This window comes from Acinetobacter sp. YH12254, assembly GCF_013417415.1.
Taxonomy (GTDB): domain Bacteria; phylum Pseudomonadota; class Gammaproteobacteria; order Pseudomonadales; family Moraxellaceae; genus Acinetobacter; species Acinetobacter pseudolwoffii.
Genome location: NZ_VPEB01000010.1, coordinates 128380 through 142983 on the forward strand (window position 1 = coordinate 128380; position 14604 = coordinate 142983).

Genomic DNA, 14604 nt, shown 5'->3' on the forward strand with positions numbered 1-14604 from the left:
AAAAGTTAAAGGAATAACATTCATGTTAAATGCATATATCTATGATGGGTTACGTTCACCAATTGGTCGCCATGCAGGAAGTCTGGCAAGTGTCCGTCCAGATGATCTGGCAGCAACCGTAATTAGAAATCTGCTGGAAAAAACCGGTATTCCGGCAGCAGATGTAGAAGATGTCATCTTTGGCAGCACCAATCAGGCCGGTGAAGATAGCCGTAATGTGGCACGTTTTGCAGCATTGTTAGCCGGTATGCCGGTCACTGTGCCCGGACAGACCATCAACCGTCTATGTGCTTCGGGTCTAGGGGCAGTGATTGATTCGGCGCGCGCGATTACCGCAGGCGAAGGTGAGCTGTATATTGCCGGTGGTGTAGAAAGCATGTCACGTGCGCCTTTTGTGATGGGTAAAGCAGAAAGCGCGTATTCACGTGAGGCCAAAATTTATGATACGACCATTGGTACCCGTTTTCCGAACCGTAAATTCACTGAACAGTTTGGCGCACACAGCATGCCGGAAACTGGTGATAATGTGGCTGAAGAATTTGGTATTTCACGTGAACAGGCAGATACTTTCGCCGCTGCATCACAGGCAAAATATCAGGCAGCAAAAGAAGCAGGTTTCTTTGCAGGTGAAATTACTCCAATTGAAGTTTCTCAAGGACGAAAATTGCCGCCTAAACAGGTCACTGAAGATGAGCATCCACGTGCTTCTTCAACATTTGAAGCATTATCCAAGTTAAAACCGCTATTTGAAGGTGGGGTGGTGACTGCGGGGAATGCATCAGGTATCAATGACGGCGCTGCAGCACTGATGATCGGCAGTGAAAAAGTTCAGGAACAGTACGGCTTAAAACCTCTGGCGCGGATCCTGTCTTCAGCCGCGGCTGGGATTGAGCCACGCATCATGGGTGCAGGTCCAATTGAAGCAATCAAAAAAGCCGTAAAACGTGCAGGCTTAACGCTGGACGATATGGACATTATCGAGATCAATGAAGCATTTGCCAGTCAGGTATTGTCTTGCCTGAAAGGTCTGGATGTTGCTTTTGATGATCCGCGTGTCAACCCAAATGGTGGCGGAATTGCGATTGGCCATCCACTGGGCTGTTCGGGTGCGCGTTTGGCTTTAACCGTTGCGCGTCAGTTACAGCGTACCGGTAAAAAATATGCCGTGATCAGCCTGTGTATTGGTCTGGGTCAAGGCTTGGCAATGGTGATTGAAAACCCTGAAGCAGCTTAACCGCTTGAGTTATCACCTTCATGCCATGTATAGATGATATGCATGGCATTTTTTATTGCGCTATTTATATAGATAGAGAAATAAAAATCCCTGCACATGCAGGGAATGTTTAAATCAGTTCAAAGACTATTTGCGTCCAGTCACCAATAAAGTCGCTGAACCAAAGGCATAAACTTTACCTTCTTTATCGACAATCCGGCCTTCTGAAGTGAGTACATTACGTCCGATCCGGATGACTTCACCAATGGCAGTATAGGTTTCACCACTTTTCATGGCTTTCAGCATTTTCACATTCAGATCGATGGTCGAAAAACTTACCCCGGCATCAACCGTCGTATGCACGGCAGCACCGGTCGCACTGTCTAAAACCGTTGCACAAAAACCGCCATGAATCCCACCTTGTAAATTGTAATGGCGCTGATCGGGGCGTACTTCATATTCCACATAGTTCTCACGCACCAACGTTAGACGCATGGGAATAATTTCACTCATGGCTGAACTGGAAATTTCCCCATTCTTGATGGCAGTGAGATATTCAAGTCCGTTTAATTGTGATGTTGGCATAGCAACTCCTTGTAATGATTTATTTCGCCTTATGAAATAATATTCTGTTTTTCTAAAATTATGATATAACAGATAGTGATCAAAATGCTATATTTTTCCAGGATGGAATCATGACAATAAAAACTCTGGTTACAGATGCTGAATGGCAGGCACGTTGTGAGCTTGTAGCGCTTTATCGCATTATTGCGCATTACCGGATGACCGACCTGATTGATACCCATATCAGTTTAAGAGTGCCCGATCAGCCAGACTGCTTTCTGATTAATCAGTATGGCGTCGCTTTTGAAAAAATGCGTGCCTCAACGCTGGTCAAGATCAATCATGCAGGACAGGTCGTAGAAAGCTATGAACAGGACAAGCCGGTGAATATGGCTGGCTTCGTGATCCACTCCGCAATTCACGAAGCACATCCTCATCTGAATTGCGTCATTCATACACATACCGCAGATGGGATAGCCGTTTCTGCCCAGAAACATGGACTTCTGCCAATTTCCCAGCATGCGCTGAAATTTTATCAGCAGTTGGCCTATCACGAGTATGAAGGCGTGGCACTGTCAACAGATGAGCAGGAACGCCTGATTGAGGATTTAGCTGGTCATCGTGCCATGATTTTACGTAATCATGGCCTATTAACGGCTGGCGAAACCATTGCACGGGCTTTTCATGAAATTTATTTTCTGGAGCGCGCCTGTCAGGTACAGGTCAAGGCTTTAAGTGGCGGTGCTGAATTACATTATCCAAGTGAAGACGTGCGGATTAAAACCGCCAAACAGTTCGCCAGTCCGTTGGTAGAACCGATTTTACAGCGTGCCTGGCAGGCTGCTTTATCCCTGATTGAGCATCAATATACGGAGTATGCATCATGATTGTGATTTCCAGTACTGTGCCGAACATTGAAGCCATTCTGGTCAAGTCTTTTCAGAAATATGCCCCTGAGGACAGTTTTTGTACAGTGGACAGCCCGGAAGCAGAGCAGGCGACCACGGCCGCCTGCTGGTTTCCAGATCTGGAGAAATTGCAGCAGCTTCCAAAACTTGGCCTGATCCATTCGATTGCGGCCGGGGTCGAGCATTTAAACTTGAATGAGATACGACCGGATCAAGCCGTGTGCCGGGTACTCGATCCGCATCATCAAAAAGGCATGTTTGATTATCTGCTTTGGGGTGTGCTGTATTTTCAGCGTTATTTTGACCGCATGATTCAGCAACAAAAGCAGCAGCTATGGAAGCAGTATCGTCAGAGTTATAGCCAGCATATCCAGATCGGAATTATGGGCCTTGGGCATATGGGGGCTTATGTAGCAGAACGTTTTGCCGACATGGGCTATCAGGTCTCGGGCTGGGCCAATTCCCCGAAAGAGATTAAACAGGTTAAAAGCTATGTCGGTTCAGAACAGTTGTCCGATTTCCTGGCTCAAAGCCAGATCCTGATTAACCTGTTGCCACTTACAGAAGAGAATACCGGCATTCTATCTACTGAATTATTCCAGCAACTCCCTGAACAGGCAGCTCTCATTCAGGTCGGGAGAGGCCAGCATTTAATCGAACAGGATTTATTGAAGGTGCTGGATTCAGGTCATCTACGAGGTGCAATTGTCGATGTGTTTGAACAGGAGCCACTGCCTGCCGAGCATCCATTCTGGCAGCATGAAAAAATTATCGTAACCCCACATGTGGCCTCACATGCGCCGATGTCGGTAGTGGTGGAACAGATTCTGGAGAATGACCGCCGTTTCAAGCAGGGTCTGGAGTTGTGTCATCAGGTAGATGTCAACAAAGGTTATTAATTGTAGGGATACAGATAAAAATAAGGAGATTGCGAATGTGGGATACGATTCAAACTCAGGTTCAGCAAGGCATCGCGACTTTAAGCTTTAACCGCCCGGAGTCACTTAACAGTTTTAACCGGAAAATGCATGAGGAAGTGCAGCAGGTGCTGAAAAGCTGGAATACAGATCCGGATATACGGGTGATTGTGATTCGTGGCAATGGTCGGGCCTTTTCAGCGGGACAGAACTTAAAAGAACGTGCCGGACAGCTCGGCAAGGTGCCTTTGCCACCACAAGGTTCGCTGGCCAAATATTATAATCCCTTGATTAAGCTGATCCGTGAGAGTCCCAAACCGGTGATTGCAGCAGTAAATGGAGTTGCTGCCGGTGCAGGTGCCAATATCGCGCTGGCCTGTGATCTGGTCATTGCCAAGGAAAGTGCCCGATTTATTCAGGCCTTTTCCAAAATCGGCTTGATTCCCGATGCTGGTGGCACCTGGATGTTGCCACATTTAATCGGTTATGCACGTGCCATGGCACTGACTTTACTCGGTGAACCCTTACATGCCAAAGAGGCTGCCGAAATGGGCATGATCTGGAAAATGCTTCCAGATACAGAATTTGATGTTTATATCGACGACATTACACAGCGACTGGCACAACAGCCGACTTATGCACTGGCTTTAACCAAACAGGCCTTGCAACGCAGTGCTGAAAATACCATCGACCAGCAACTGGAGCTGGAACAAAACCTGCAATATCTGGCGCTAAACAGTCAGGATTATAAAGAAGGCGTCCAGGCTTTTTTCGAAAAACGCCCTGCACAATTTACCGGATGCTAAGGAGAGCTTGCATGAACATTCAGACCCGTATAACCGAGCTTTTAGGGATTCGCTATCCGATTATTCAGGGTGGCATGATGTGGGTCGGTACAGCGGAAATGGCCAGTGCTGTATCTAATGCTGGCGGCTTGGGAACATTAACGGCACTAACGCAACCAACGCCAGAAGCACTGGTCAAGGAAATTGCACGTTGCCGTGACATGACTGATCAGCCTTTTGCGGTGAATCTGACTTTATTACCCGCTGTGAATCCGCCGCCGTATGCCGAATATCGACAGGCCATTATTGAAAGCGGTATCAAGATCGTAGAAACAGCAGGCAATAAGCCACACGAACATATTGAGGCATTTAAACAGCATGGCATCATTGTGATTCATAAATGTACCTCGGTTCGTCATGCACTTTCAGCGCAAAGAATCGGTGCGGACGTGATCTCGATTGACGGTTTTGAATGTGCCGGGCATCCGGGTGAAGATGATATTCCTGGCCTGATCCTGATTCCTGCGGCAGCAGATCAGCTTACTGTACCGATTGTGGCCAGTGGCGGTTTTGCTGATGGTCGTGGTCTGGTCGCAGCATTGGCTTTGGGTGCAGAAGGCATCAATATGGGCACACGCTTTTGTGCGACTCAGGAAGCGCCAATCCATCTGAACATCAAACAGTTTTATGTCGACAATGATGAAAGGGCGACACATCTACTGTATCGGCAGTTTAGAAATACTGCGCGTGTTGCCAAAAATGCAGTATCTGAGCTGGTGGTGAAAATGAGTGAAGATCCAGGTCTGGAGTTTGAACAGATTCGTCCCTATGTCAGTGGTTTAAAAGGCAAGCTTGCGCTGGAAAATGGCGATGTAGATGCGGGCGTACTGACCGCTGGACAGGCGATGGGATTGATTCATGATATTCCGACCTGTCAGGCGCTGATTGACAATATCATGCAGGATGCCGAGCAGATTATTTATCAACGTTTGGCTCAATTTTTCCCGCGCTAGATCATCTAAGCGTTATCACTCAATAAAAAGCCATTCAAGCATGAATGGCTTTTTTTCATGTTGAATATTTTTATTTTTTAAATAGGAAATTTCACAGAATGACTAGATTTTATACTGGGACTTATATTATATTGGATTTAAAACATAATTTCGTATTATGAAATTTTAAGTCATAAATATACAAATTAAAAACTCATGCAAGGGAATTACGATGAGAAATTATATTGCGCCATTAAAAGACATGACGTTTGTGCTGAAAGACTTGCTCAATGTGGAACAGAAATATCAGGGCTATACCAGGTTCGCAGACAAAGTATCGATGGATATTATGGAGCAATATCTGGAAGTCGCTGCCGATTTTTGCCAAAACGAACTGCTACCGATTAATGCCACAGGCGATCAGCAGGGTTGCCGTTTACAAGATGGCGTGGTAACCACACCAGATGGTTTTAAAGCGGCTTATGATAAATATGTGGAACTTGGCTTTACCTCATTAACCGGTGATGAAAAATATGGCGGCCAAGGCTTCCCGACTTTATACCGTATCGCGATTTCAGAAATTATTACCGCGACCAACTGGTCTTGGGGCATGTATCCGGGCCTATCACACGGTGCTATGCGCACTCTGGAACACCACGGAAGCGATGAGCAAAAACAGAAATTTCTGGTGCCTTTAATTGCCGGCCGCTGGACTGGAACCATGTGTTTAACCGAATCGCATGCTGGTTCAGATCTGGGATTAATCCGTACCAAAGCAGTGCCAAATGAAGATGGCAGTTATAGCATCAGCGGTGAGAAAATCTTTATATCTGCCGGTGAACATGACCTGGCTGAAAATATTGTGCATATCGTACTGGCACGTTTACCCGATGCGCCTGCCGGTACCAAAGGTATTTCGCTGTTTATCGTGCCGAAATACAATTTGGATGAAGCGGGCAATGTGGCTTCGCGTAATGGCGTGGTCTGCAGCGCGCTTGAACACAAAATGGGGATTCACGGGAATGCGACTTGTGTACTGAATTTTGACAATGCCAAAGGTTTTCTGATCGGGCCTGAAAACCGCGGCCTGAACTGCATGTTTACCTTTATGAACTCGGCGCGTATTGGTACAGCGATTCAGGGTCTGGCAGCAGCAGAATCTTCTTATCAGGGCGCATTGGCTTATGCCAAAGACCGTCTGGCCATGCGTTCTTTGGAAGGTGCCAAGGCGCCCAACCAGCCAGCAGATCCAATTATTGTGCATCCGGCTGTACGTAACATGCTGCTGACTCAAAAGGTATTTGCAGAAGGTTCACGTGCGCTGGCCTATTATCTGGCGACCTATGCCGATATTGCTGAAGCAACCGATAATCCCGATGAGAAAAAAGCAGCTGAAGACCGTCTGGCATTACTCACCCCAATTGCCAAAGCACTCATGACTGAAACAGGCGTGGAAGCGGCGAAGCATGGTATGCAGGTCTTCGGTGGTCACGGTTATATTACCGAGCATGGCATGGAGCAGATTGCCCGTGATGCACGTATTGCCAGCCTTTATGAAGGCACCACTGAAATTCAGTCGATTGATTTATTGGCGCGTAAAGTTCTGGGTTCAAAGCTTGGCTTGCTGACTGCATTGACCGATGAGATTCAGGCTTATGTGAAAGATCATCAGCAACATGCCCAATTAAGCCAGCAAGTTGCACAAGTCAGCCAGCTAACCGAACAGTGGCTGGAGCTCACCAAAACCATTCAGACTCAGGCACAACAGTCTGTCAATGAAATTGGTGCGGCCTCAGTCGATTATTTATATTTCTCCGGTTATGTGGTGTCGGCTTATTTATGGCTAAAAATGGCGATTACGGCACAGCAGAAAATTGAACAAGGTCATACCGATCCGTTCTATGCAGCAAAAATCAAAACTGCACAATTCTTCTTTGCACGGATTTTACCAAGAACTGCAACGCATACTGCCAATATTCTAGCGGGTGGTGAAAGCCTGTTCCTGCTTGAAGCTGAAGAGTTCAAATTCGATTAAACCTTTTGACCCACGATCGCCTCTCTTGATCGTGGGTCTTTGTTTAATAACCCGTTTTGCATCTCAACTGTATTCAATATCAGTTTTTTTCTCTGCGGTTGAACAGACTATAAAACAACAAGATCAGGAGTCTATATGGATTTAGACGTGATTACTCGACAGTTTCCTTATGCTGATTTGCAACTTAACTATCACGAAGTCGGACAGCGTTCTGCATTTCCCAGCATTATTCTGATTCATGGCACAGGTGGAAATACCGACAAGCATTTTAGTTATATTTTTCCGATGCTGGGCATGCATCAGCGGGTGTTATCAATTGATTTGCACACACCTGATAAAGCTGATCTGGCGATTAGCGATTTCAGCCAGCAGGTCGAAGCACTGATTCAGCATGCAGTTGCAGAAGATGAAACTATTACAGTCGTAGGTTATTCACTCGGTGCCGTGATTGCTGCACAAGTCGCCGCGAGTCTCAAACAGCGCGTAGCGCGCTTGATTCTGTTAGCCGGTTGGGCAAAGACCAGCTCGGTGCAGCAACTGCGGACAAGCATCTGGCAACAGTTATTTAATGAACAATCCGCTGCCTTGCCGCATTTTGTCAATTATTGCCTGTATAGCGATGATTATCTATGTGCCCGTAGCGAACAACAGGTGCTTGATCTGGCACGCTTTGTTAAACCTTCCCAAGATGCAGCCAAACAACGTGAACTGAATTATCGCATTGATATTACCTCGATCTTGCCGGACATTTGTGCGGAGACCTTAATCGTCGCTTGCCATGAAGACCGCATGATACCTCTGGCTCAAGCAAAGCTGCTGTTTGCCTCAATACAGGACAGTCGTTATATCGAAATTGCGTCGGGACACGCACTGTATATCGAAGCGCCTGCAGAAGTGCTGCAACTGGTGAACCAGTTTAGCCAGCATCCACAGCAGTATCCGGCAAATCAAAAAATCCAGCCGTCGATGCCTTAAAACAGGAGAAAAATAATGCAAGCTCCAGTACAGCGCAGCAAGATTTTAATCGTAGGCAGCGGTTTCGGTGGTTTGGGCATGGCAATCCGTCTGAAACAGCAGGGCATTCACGACTTTAAAATCATTGAACGTGCCGCAGAAGTCGGTGGAACATGGCGTGATAATACCTATCCCGGTGTCGCCTGTGATGTGCCATCTCATTTATATTCTTTTTCTTTTATTAAAAATCCGGACTGGTCGCGTGTCTTTCCGCAAGGAGCAGAAATTCAGCGTTATTTAATCCAGTGCTGTGATCAGGAAAATATCCGGCCACATATCGACTTTCAAACTCAACTGGAAAAAGCTAGCTGGAATGCCAAAGCACGTATCTGGGAAATTCAGACTTCTCAAGGTCTGTATCAGGCAGAAATTTTAATCACAGCAACCGGACATCTTGCGGATGAACATCTCCCGCAAATTCCGGGTCTGGCAGAATTTCAGGGCCAGGTCATGCATTCCGCGCGCTGGAATCATCAGCTGAATCTGGATAATCAGCGCGTGGTTGTGGTCGGTTCTGGAGCTTCAGCAGTTCAGCTTGTGCCGGAAATTGCCAAAATGGCCAAAAGCCTGACCGTCTTGCAACGTAGTGCGCCATATATATTACCGCGGCCAGACCGGGCTTATTCTGAGTCAGAAAAACAGCTTTTCCGCAAAGATCCGGACAGTATGTCAGCACTCAGACACTCGTTGTTCTGGGGCAATGAATACAATTTTGCCCAGCGTCGTAATCTGAAAAGCCAGATCGAGCGGGTCAAGAAAAATTGTCTGCAATTTTTAAAACATCAGATTTCAGACCCTGAGTTACAGCATAAACTCACTCCGCATTATGAGCCGGGTTGCAAGCGCTTATTGCTCTCTAATGATTATTATCCAACCTTTTTAAAAGCGCATGTCACGCTTGAAGACTCGGCCTTGGCAGAAGTAAGCCAAGATGGCGTAATAAGCAAATCCGGCCATGAATTTCCTGCAGATATCATTGTATTTGCCACTGGGTTTGAAGCAGCACGTCCACCTTATGCGGCAAAGGTCGTCGGTAAACATGGCCTAAGTCTGGAACAACAATGGTCTAGCGGCATGCAGGGCTATCAGTCAACGACCGTACATAATTTTCCAAACCTGTTCATCCTGAATGGACCCAATACCGGCAGTGGTCATAATTCAGCGCTTTATTTTCTGGAAACCCAATTTGATCTGGTGCTGGATGCCTTGCAATTTTTTGAGCTGAATCAGATTCAGGTTTTCGAGGCTGATCAGCATGCTGAAAATAGTTATATGCAGGAGCTGCAGCAACTGTCTCAAGGCAGTGTCTGGCTATCGGAAAGCTGTAAAAGCTGGTATCTGGATCCGGTCAGCCGCAAGTTGACTCTGGTCTGGCCAGATTATGCGCATTCATTCAGAAATAAAAATCAGCATTTTATTCGTAGCGGTTATCACTACCAGTATCTGGAGCAAATGCAGCAAAAACTGGTGTAAAAGCCTGCTAGGAAAATTGAAACCTTAGAGTTTTAACAATACGAAATAAATTTAAAGCAAAGATAGGAGTGCTGTAATGAAAAATCAGCTATGGATGGAAGAATATAAAAAGTGGAATATCAATCCGGAATTTACCCGGCCAGATCCCGAGAAAACCCTGAGCATGACGATTGCTGATAATTTAGTTAAATTTCAGGATAAAACTGCATTTATCTATCGGAATCGCAAGTTCAGCTATAAAGACATCGACGTATATAGCCAGAAATTCGCCACCTATTTGCAGGAGTTGGGGCTGGCAGCTGGTGGCCGTATTGCAGTAATGTTGCCGAATATTATTCAGTACCCGATTGCGACCTTTGCCATTATTCGTGCCGGTTATGTGCTGGTCAATGTCAATCCGATGTACACTCAGCGCGAGCTGTATCATCAGCTACAGGATTCAGGGGCAGAAGCCTTGATTATTCTGGGACAGACTTTGGAGCAATTAACAGCACTAGATGAATGTCCTGCACTCAAATATGTGATTTCAACGCATCCGATGGATTTTATTCAGGATCAGCCCGTGACAGTTTCTCGTCAGGCTGCAGAATATCCAGATAAACGGTTTTTTGACTTTAAACAGGCGATTGATCAAGTCGAAACGATCGATTTCAAGACGCCTGTACAGCATCAGAAAGATACGGTCATTCTGCAATATACCGGTGGAACAACGGGTGTATCCAAAGGTGCTGAACTGAGCCATCGCAATATTCTTTTTAATATCGCGCAGAACAGTACGGTCTTTATCAGTCATTTCGGAGATCGCTATGCTACCGAAGATGAATATGTGTTCTGTGCCTTACCGCTGTATCACATTTATGGTTTTACTATCTGCCTGTTCAGTTATGGTTTGAGTCGCGGTTTCGCCAATGTCCTGATTCTGAACCCGAGAGATCTGGATGCTTTGCTGGATCAATATCAGAAACACCCACCGACTGTTTTTCCGGGCGTGAATACCATGTTTAACGCGCTGGGACATCATCCTCGATTTCGTGAGCTGGATCATTCACGTCTTAAAACCACCACAGGTGGTGGATCGCCTATTTTAAAAAGCACTGCCGAGTTATGGCATGAAATCACAGGCTGCCAGATTTATGAAGGTTATGGACTTTCTGAAACATCACCTACTGCGACCTTTAATCCACCGCTGAGCCGACGCTTTAGTGGCACCATTGGTTTGCCACTGGCAGGAACTGAAATCCTGATTTTAAACGATGAGGCCAAGCCGGTTGAGTTTCAGCAGGCTGGAGAAATCGCCATTCGAGGACCTCAGGTGATGAAAGGTTACTGGCAGCAACCGGAAGCAACGGCTCAGGCATTTACGAAAGACGGCTTCTTTCTGACAGGCGATATCGGCTGTATGGATGAGCAGGGTTATATCACCATTCTCGATCGTAAAAAGGACATGATTCTGGTGTCTGGTTTTAATGTCTATCCGAATGAGCTGGAAGGCGTACTGTCCAAGCATCCCAAAATACTGGAATGTGCCGTGATCGGGATTGAGGATGAAAAATCCGGGCAGGTACCCAAGGCATTTATTGTGAAACAGGATGCCAACCTGACTCAAGATGAGGTCATGGCTTTCCTGAAACAGCAACTGACCAGTTATAAACTGCCAAAATACATTGAGTTTGTGGCTGGATTGCCAAAGTCTACAGTAGGCAAAATTCTGCGTCGTGAACTGCCTCGTACTGTTCAGTCGAGTGCCAAAGTCTGCTAAAGAATAATCTAATTCATTAGATTTAAAGTAAAAAAGGAATCTAAAGATTCCTTTTTTATTGCTTGCTAGCTTATCGCTGCTGGATGACTTTTTTGCTTTTCAGCTCATCTATTTCATCCGGGCTTAAAAACTGGCTTAAGACTACATCGGTATCTTCACCTAAACAGGGTGGCGCTTTTTTATACTCTACCGGGGTCTTGGAAAGTTTAATCGGTGAGCCAATCGAGGTGTAATCTTCACGTAAAGTGTGTGGCATCTGGATGACCATCTCACGTGCCAATACCTGTTCTTCTTTCAGAGTCTGCTTCAGGTTATTAATCATACCAACCGGAACTTTGACTGCATGAATCAGATCCACCCAGGTTTGTGCGGGTTGCTTATAGAAATGTGCCTGTAGCACTGTGGTCAGCTCTTCACGATGCATCACCCGTCCTGAATTTTTTAGGAAACGAGGATCTTCGGCGACCTCAGCCAAGCCCACTGCCTGACACAAGGCCTTGAATTGCAGGTCATTGCCACAGGCGATAATAAACTCACCTTGCTGTGCCTTAAACACCTGATAAGGCACAATATTGGCATGCGCATTTCCAAAGCGGCCCGGCACTTTGTCTGAAGTCAGATAATTCATTGCCAGAACGGAGAGGGAAGCCACCTGGGTATCCAGCAGTGCCATATCGATATGCTGGCCTTCACCGGTTTTTTCCCGCGACAATAATGCCGCCTGAATGGCAATTGCAGAATATAAACCGGTGGTCAGGTCAGCAAAAGCCAGACCGGCTTTTTGCGGGCCGCCTCCCGGCAAGTCATCGCGTTCACCGGTGACGCTCATCATGCCACCCATGCCCTGAATAATAAAATCATAACCTGGTTCGTGTGCACGTGGGCCGTTCTGACCAAAGCCGGTAATTGAACAGTACACCAGACGCGGATTTAACTGACTCAGACTTTCATAATCCAGACCATATTTTTTTAGAGAACCCGCTTTATAATTCTCGATGACCACATCACTTTGCTGGGCAATTTTTTTAATGATCTCTTGACCTTCAGGCGTAGACAGATCCACGGCAACTGAATGTTTACCGCGGTTGGCAGAAAGATAATATGCCGATTCATGCGTATCTTCCTGCTTGTCATTTTTTAGCCAGGGCGGGCCCCAGATTCGCGTGTCATCCCCGTGATTAGGTTTTTCAATTTTAATCACTTCGGCGCCTAAATCGGCCAAAATTTGACTGCACCACGGGCCGGCTAAAATACGGCTTAAATCCAGTACGCGAAAGCCTGTTAAAGCACCCATCCTTACACTCCCTGTTTTATTGTATTCAATATCATCTAATTTCTAATCCTCATATCAAAATATCTTAAAATGATTTAATAATCAAATTAGCGATAACTAATTTCGTATAACAAAACTTAATATCAAATATTGTTGAAAATTCAACTTATCTTAATTACCTTGATTGGGCTCGACAGGAACAGCAAAAATAAAAGGAGATCTGAAAATCTCTCAGAGAAACCAAGAAAAACAGGAGCTAAAAATTGTCAGGATTGCATTTGTAGCAACCCGTCTATGTGCAAGATGGCAATTAAAACATCAATACGAAATAAGCAATAACAAGGATATTTACAATGACGGATCTCGCAACAGAATTAGGAAAAATCAAGCCCACGACCAAAAGAACCCAGCAAATTGCCTTTATATTTGCTTTTCTGGCCTTACTGGTCGATGGCGCAGACATGTTATTGCTGTCATTTAGCTTGAACAGTCTCAAAGCTGAGTTTGGCTTAAGCAATTTACAGGCAGGAGCACTGGGAAGTTTCACTTTGGCCGGGATGGCCATTGGCGGATTTATGGGCGGTTGGGCCTGTGACCATTTAGGCCGGGTACGCACCGTGGTCATTTCCATCCTGATTTTTTCTACATTGACTGCGGCACTGGGTTTTACCCAGAATTTTGAACAGTTCGCGCTATTACGCTTTCTGTCTGCATTCGGAATTGGCGCTTTATATATTGCAGCCAATACATTGATGGCAGAATATGTACCTACTGAATATCGGACAACAGTCTTGGGAACCTTACAGGCAGGCTGGACAGTCGGTTATATTGTGGCGACCTTGCTTGCTGGCTGGATTATTCCAGACTACGGCTGGCGGATGCTGTTCTTTGTCGCGATTATTCCAGCCGCCATGGCATTTTTTATCCAGAAACTGGTGCCAGAACCAGAGTCTTGGCAGCGGGCCAGACTGCAACGTTTATATGCGCCTGCAGATGTAACGGCAAATCGACCTGTTAAAAAAAGTACCACCAAGGAAATTTTTGCCGATCCTAGAAACCGCAGAATGTTTATCCTGTGGATTTTAACCGCTGGCTTTTTACAGTTTGGTTATTACGGCGTCAACAACTGGATGCCGGCCTATCTAGAATCTGAATTACATATGGATTTTAAATCGATGGCAGGTTATATGATTGGGACTTATGTCGCCATGATTTTCGGCAAGGTTCTGGCTGGCTTTGCAGCAGACCGTTTAGGACGCCGTTTTGTCTTTGCCTTTGGTGCTATTGGCACAGCGATCTTCCTGCCGGTGATTGTACTGTTTAATAGCCCTGACAATATTGCCTATCTGCTGATTTTCTTTGGTTTCCTGTACGGTATTCCTTATGCGATTAATGCCACCTACATGACCGAAAGCTTTGCAACCTCGATTCGTGGTACTGCGGTTGGTGGTGCTTATAATGCCGGGCGTATTGGCGCCATGTTTGCACCTGCAATTATCGGGGCGGCTGCAAGTGGTGGCTCTATCGGTTTGGGCTTCCTGATTATGGGCGGTGCATATTTCTTATGTGGTGCTGTATCCGGGATCTTTATCAAGGACCGTCAATATGATCCGCAAAAAGCATAACTATTCATAAAGTCTGTAAAAATGAGCCTGCTCGGGCTCATTTTTA

At 45.9% G+C, this 14604-nt stretch carries 12 protein-coding genes; 10 read left to right on the forward strand and 2 right to left on the reverse strand.

What is annotated here, in order from left to right; all coding sequences use genetic code 11:
- Nucleotides 1-22: 22 nt before the first annotated feature.
- Nucleotides 23-1234 (forward strand): 3-oxoadipyl-CoA thiolase, encoded by a 1212-nt coding sequence (locus FTV29_RS09710; protein WP_005170929.1) that lies wholly within the window; start codon nt 23-25, stop codon nt 1232-1234.
- 126 nt (nt 1235-1360) lie between these two features.
- Here FTV29_RS09710 and FTV29_RS09715 read toward each other — a convergent pair whose 3' ends face one another.
- Nucleotides 1361-1798 (reverse strand): PaaI family thioesterase, encoded by a 438-nt coding sequence (locus tag FTV29_RS09715; RefSeq protein WP_005170934.1) that lies wholly within the window; start codon nt 1796-1798, stop codon nt 1361-1363.
- 110 nt (nt 1799-1908) lie between these two features.
- On the opposite strand from FTV29_RS09715, the gene FTV29_RS09720 reads away from it, so the two are divergent.
- The 8 genes from FTV29_RS09720 to FTV29_RS09755 all read left to right on the forward strand — a co-directional run bounded on the left by FTV29_RS09720 (nt 1909) and on the right by FTV29_RS09755 (nt 11660).
- Entirely contained in the window at nt 1909-2664 is a 756-nt protein-coding gene (locus FTV29_RS09720; RefSeq protein WP_180075435.1) for a class II aldolase/adducin family protein, read from the forward strand.
- Nucleotides 2661-3584 (forward strand): glyoxylate/hydroxypyruvate reductase A, encoded by a 924-nt coding sequence (locus FTV29_RS09725; RefSeq protein WP_100328626.1) that lies wholly within the window; start codon nt 2661-2663, stop codon nt 3582-3584. The genes FTV29_RS09720 and FTV29_RS09725 overlap by 4 nt, the downstream gene beginning before the upstream one ends.
- Before the next feature lie 35 nt (nt 3585-3619).
- A complete protein-coding gene (locus FTV29_RS09730) occupies nt 3620-4408 on the forward strand; it encodes an enoyl-CoA hydratase-related protein (protein ID WP_180000070.1) in 789 nt (262 codons plus the stop codon).
- An 11-nt stretch (nt 4409-4419) separates the two neighbouring features.
- On the forward strand, nt 4420-5400 hold the full coding sequence (locus tag FTV29_RS09735; protein ID WP_180075436.1) for a nitronate monooxygenase family protein: 981 nt from the start codon (nt 4420-4422) through the stop codon (nt 5398-5400).
- 211 nt (nt 5401-5611) lie between these two features.
- On the forward strand, nt 5612-7414 hold the full coding sequence (locus tag FTV29_RS09740; protein WP_159515775.1) for an acyl-CoA dehydrogenase C-terminal domain-containing protein: 1803 nt from the start codon (nt 5612-5614) through the stop codon (nt 7412-7414).
- A gap of 135 nt (nt 7415-7549) precedes the next feature.
- A complete protein-coding gene (locus tag FTV29_RS09745; RefSeq protein ID WP_005170949.1) occupies nt 7550-8389 on the forward strand; it encodes an alpha/beta fold hydrolase in 840 nt (279 codons plus the stop codon).
- Nucleotides 8390-8404: 15 nt separating this feature from the next.
- The gene (locus FTV29_RS09750; protein ID WP_005096896.1) at nt 8405-9901 is read left to right on the forward strand and encodes an NAD(P)/FAD-dependent oxidoreductase; all 1497 of its coding nucleotides are present in this window, start codon (nt 8405-8407) and stop codon (nt 9899-9901) included.
- Between the two features lie 76 nt (nt 9902-9977).
- On the forward strand, nt 9978-11660 hold the full coding sequence (locus FTV29_RS09755) for an AMP-binding protein (RefSeq protein WP_180075437.1): 1683 nt from the start codon (nt 9978-9980) through the stop codon (nt 11658-11660).
- A 70-nt stretch (nt 11661-11730) separates the two neighbouring features.
- Here FTV29_RS09755 and FTV29_RS09760 read toward each other — a convergent pair whose 3' ends face one another.
- A complete protein-coding gene (locus tag FTV29_RS09760; RefSeq protein WP_005096893.1) occupies nt 11731-12954 on the reverse strand; it encodes a CaiB/BaiF CoA-transferase family protein in 1224 nt (407 codons plus the stop codon).
- Between the two features lie 332 nt (nt 12955-13286).
- Between FTV29_RS09760 and FTV29_RS09765 the strand changes: the two genes are divergently transcribed.
- A complete protein-coding gene (locus FTV29_RS09765) occupies nt 13287-14558 on the forward strand; it encodes an MFS transporter (RefSeq protein WP_074382789.1) in 1272 nt (423 codons plus the stop codon).
- Nucleotides 14559-14604 lie beyond the last annotated feature (46 nt).

What these genes read in the sequence shown, in the direction of transcription:
- FTV29_RS09710 (WP_005170929.1), top strand. Translation starts at nt 23, where the DNA reads ATGTTAAATGCATATATCTATGATGGGTTACGTTCACCAATTGGTCGC.
- FTV29_RS09715 (WP_005170934.1), bottom strand. Translation starts at nt 1,798, where the DNA reads ATGCCAACATCACAATTAAACGGACTTGAATATCTCACTGCCATCAAG.
- FTV29_RS09720 (WP_180075435.1), top strand. Translation starts at nt 1,909, where the DNA reads ATGACAATAAAAACTCTGGTTACAGATGCTGAATGGCAGGCACGTTGT.
- FTV29_RS09725 (WP_100328626.1), top strand. Translation starts at nt 2,661, where the DNA reads ATGATTGTGATTTCCAGTACTGTGCCGAACATTGAAGCCATTCTGGTC.
- FTV29_RS09730 (WP_180000070.1), top strand. Translation starts at nt 3,620, where the DNA reads ATGTGGGATACGATTCAAACTCAGGTTCAGCAAGGCATCGCGACTTTA.
- FTV29_RS09735 (WP_180075436.1), top strand. Translation starts at nt 4,420, where the DNA reads ATGAACATTCAGACCCGTATAACCGAGCTTTTAGGGATTCGCTATCCG.
- FTV29_RS09740 (WP_159515775.1), top strand. Translation starts at nt 5,612, where the DNA reads ATGAGAAATTATATTGCGCCATTAAAAGACATGACGTTTGTGCTGAAA.
- FTV29_RS09745 (WP_005170949.1), top strand. Translation starts at nt 7,550, where the DNA reads ATGGATTTAGACGTGATTACTCGACAGTTTCCTTATGCTGATTTGCAA.
- FTV29_RS09750 (WP_005096896.1), top strand. Translation starts at nt 8,405, where the DNA reads ATGCAAGCTCCAGTACAGCGCAGCAAGATTTTAATCGTAGGCAGCGGT.
- FTV29_RS09755 (WP_180075437.1), top strand. Translation starts at nt 9,978, where the DNA reads ATGAAAAATCAGCTATGGATGGAAGAATATAAAAAGTGGAATATCAAT.
- FTV29_RS09760 (WP_005096893.1), bottom strand. Translation starts at nt 12,954, where the DNA reads ATGGGTGCTTTAACAGGCTTTCGCGTACTGGATTTAAGCCGTATTTTA.
- FTV29_RS09765 (WP_074382789.1), top strand. Translation starts at nt 13,287, where the DNA reads ATGACGGATCTCGCAACAGAATTAGGAAAAATCAAGCCCACGACCAAA.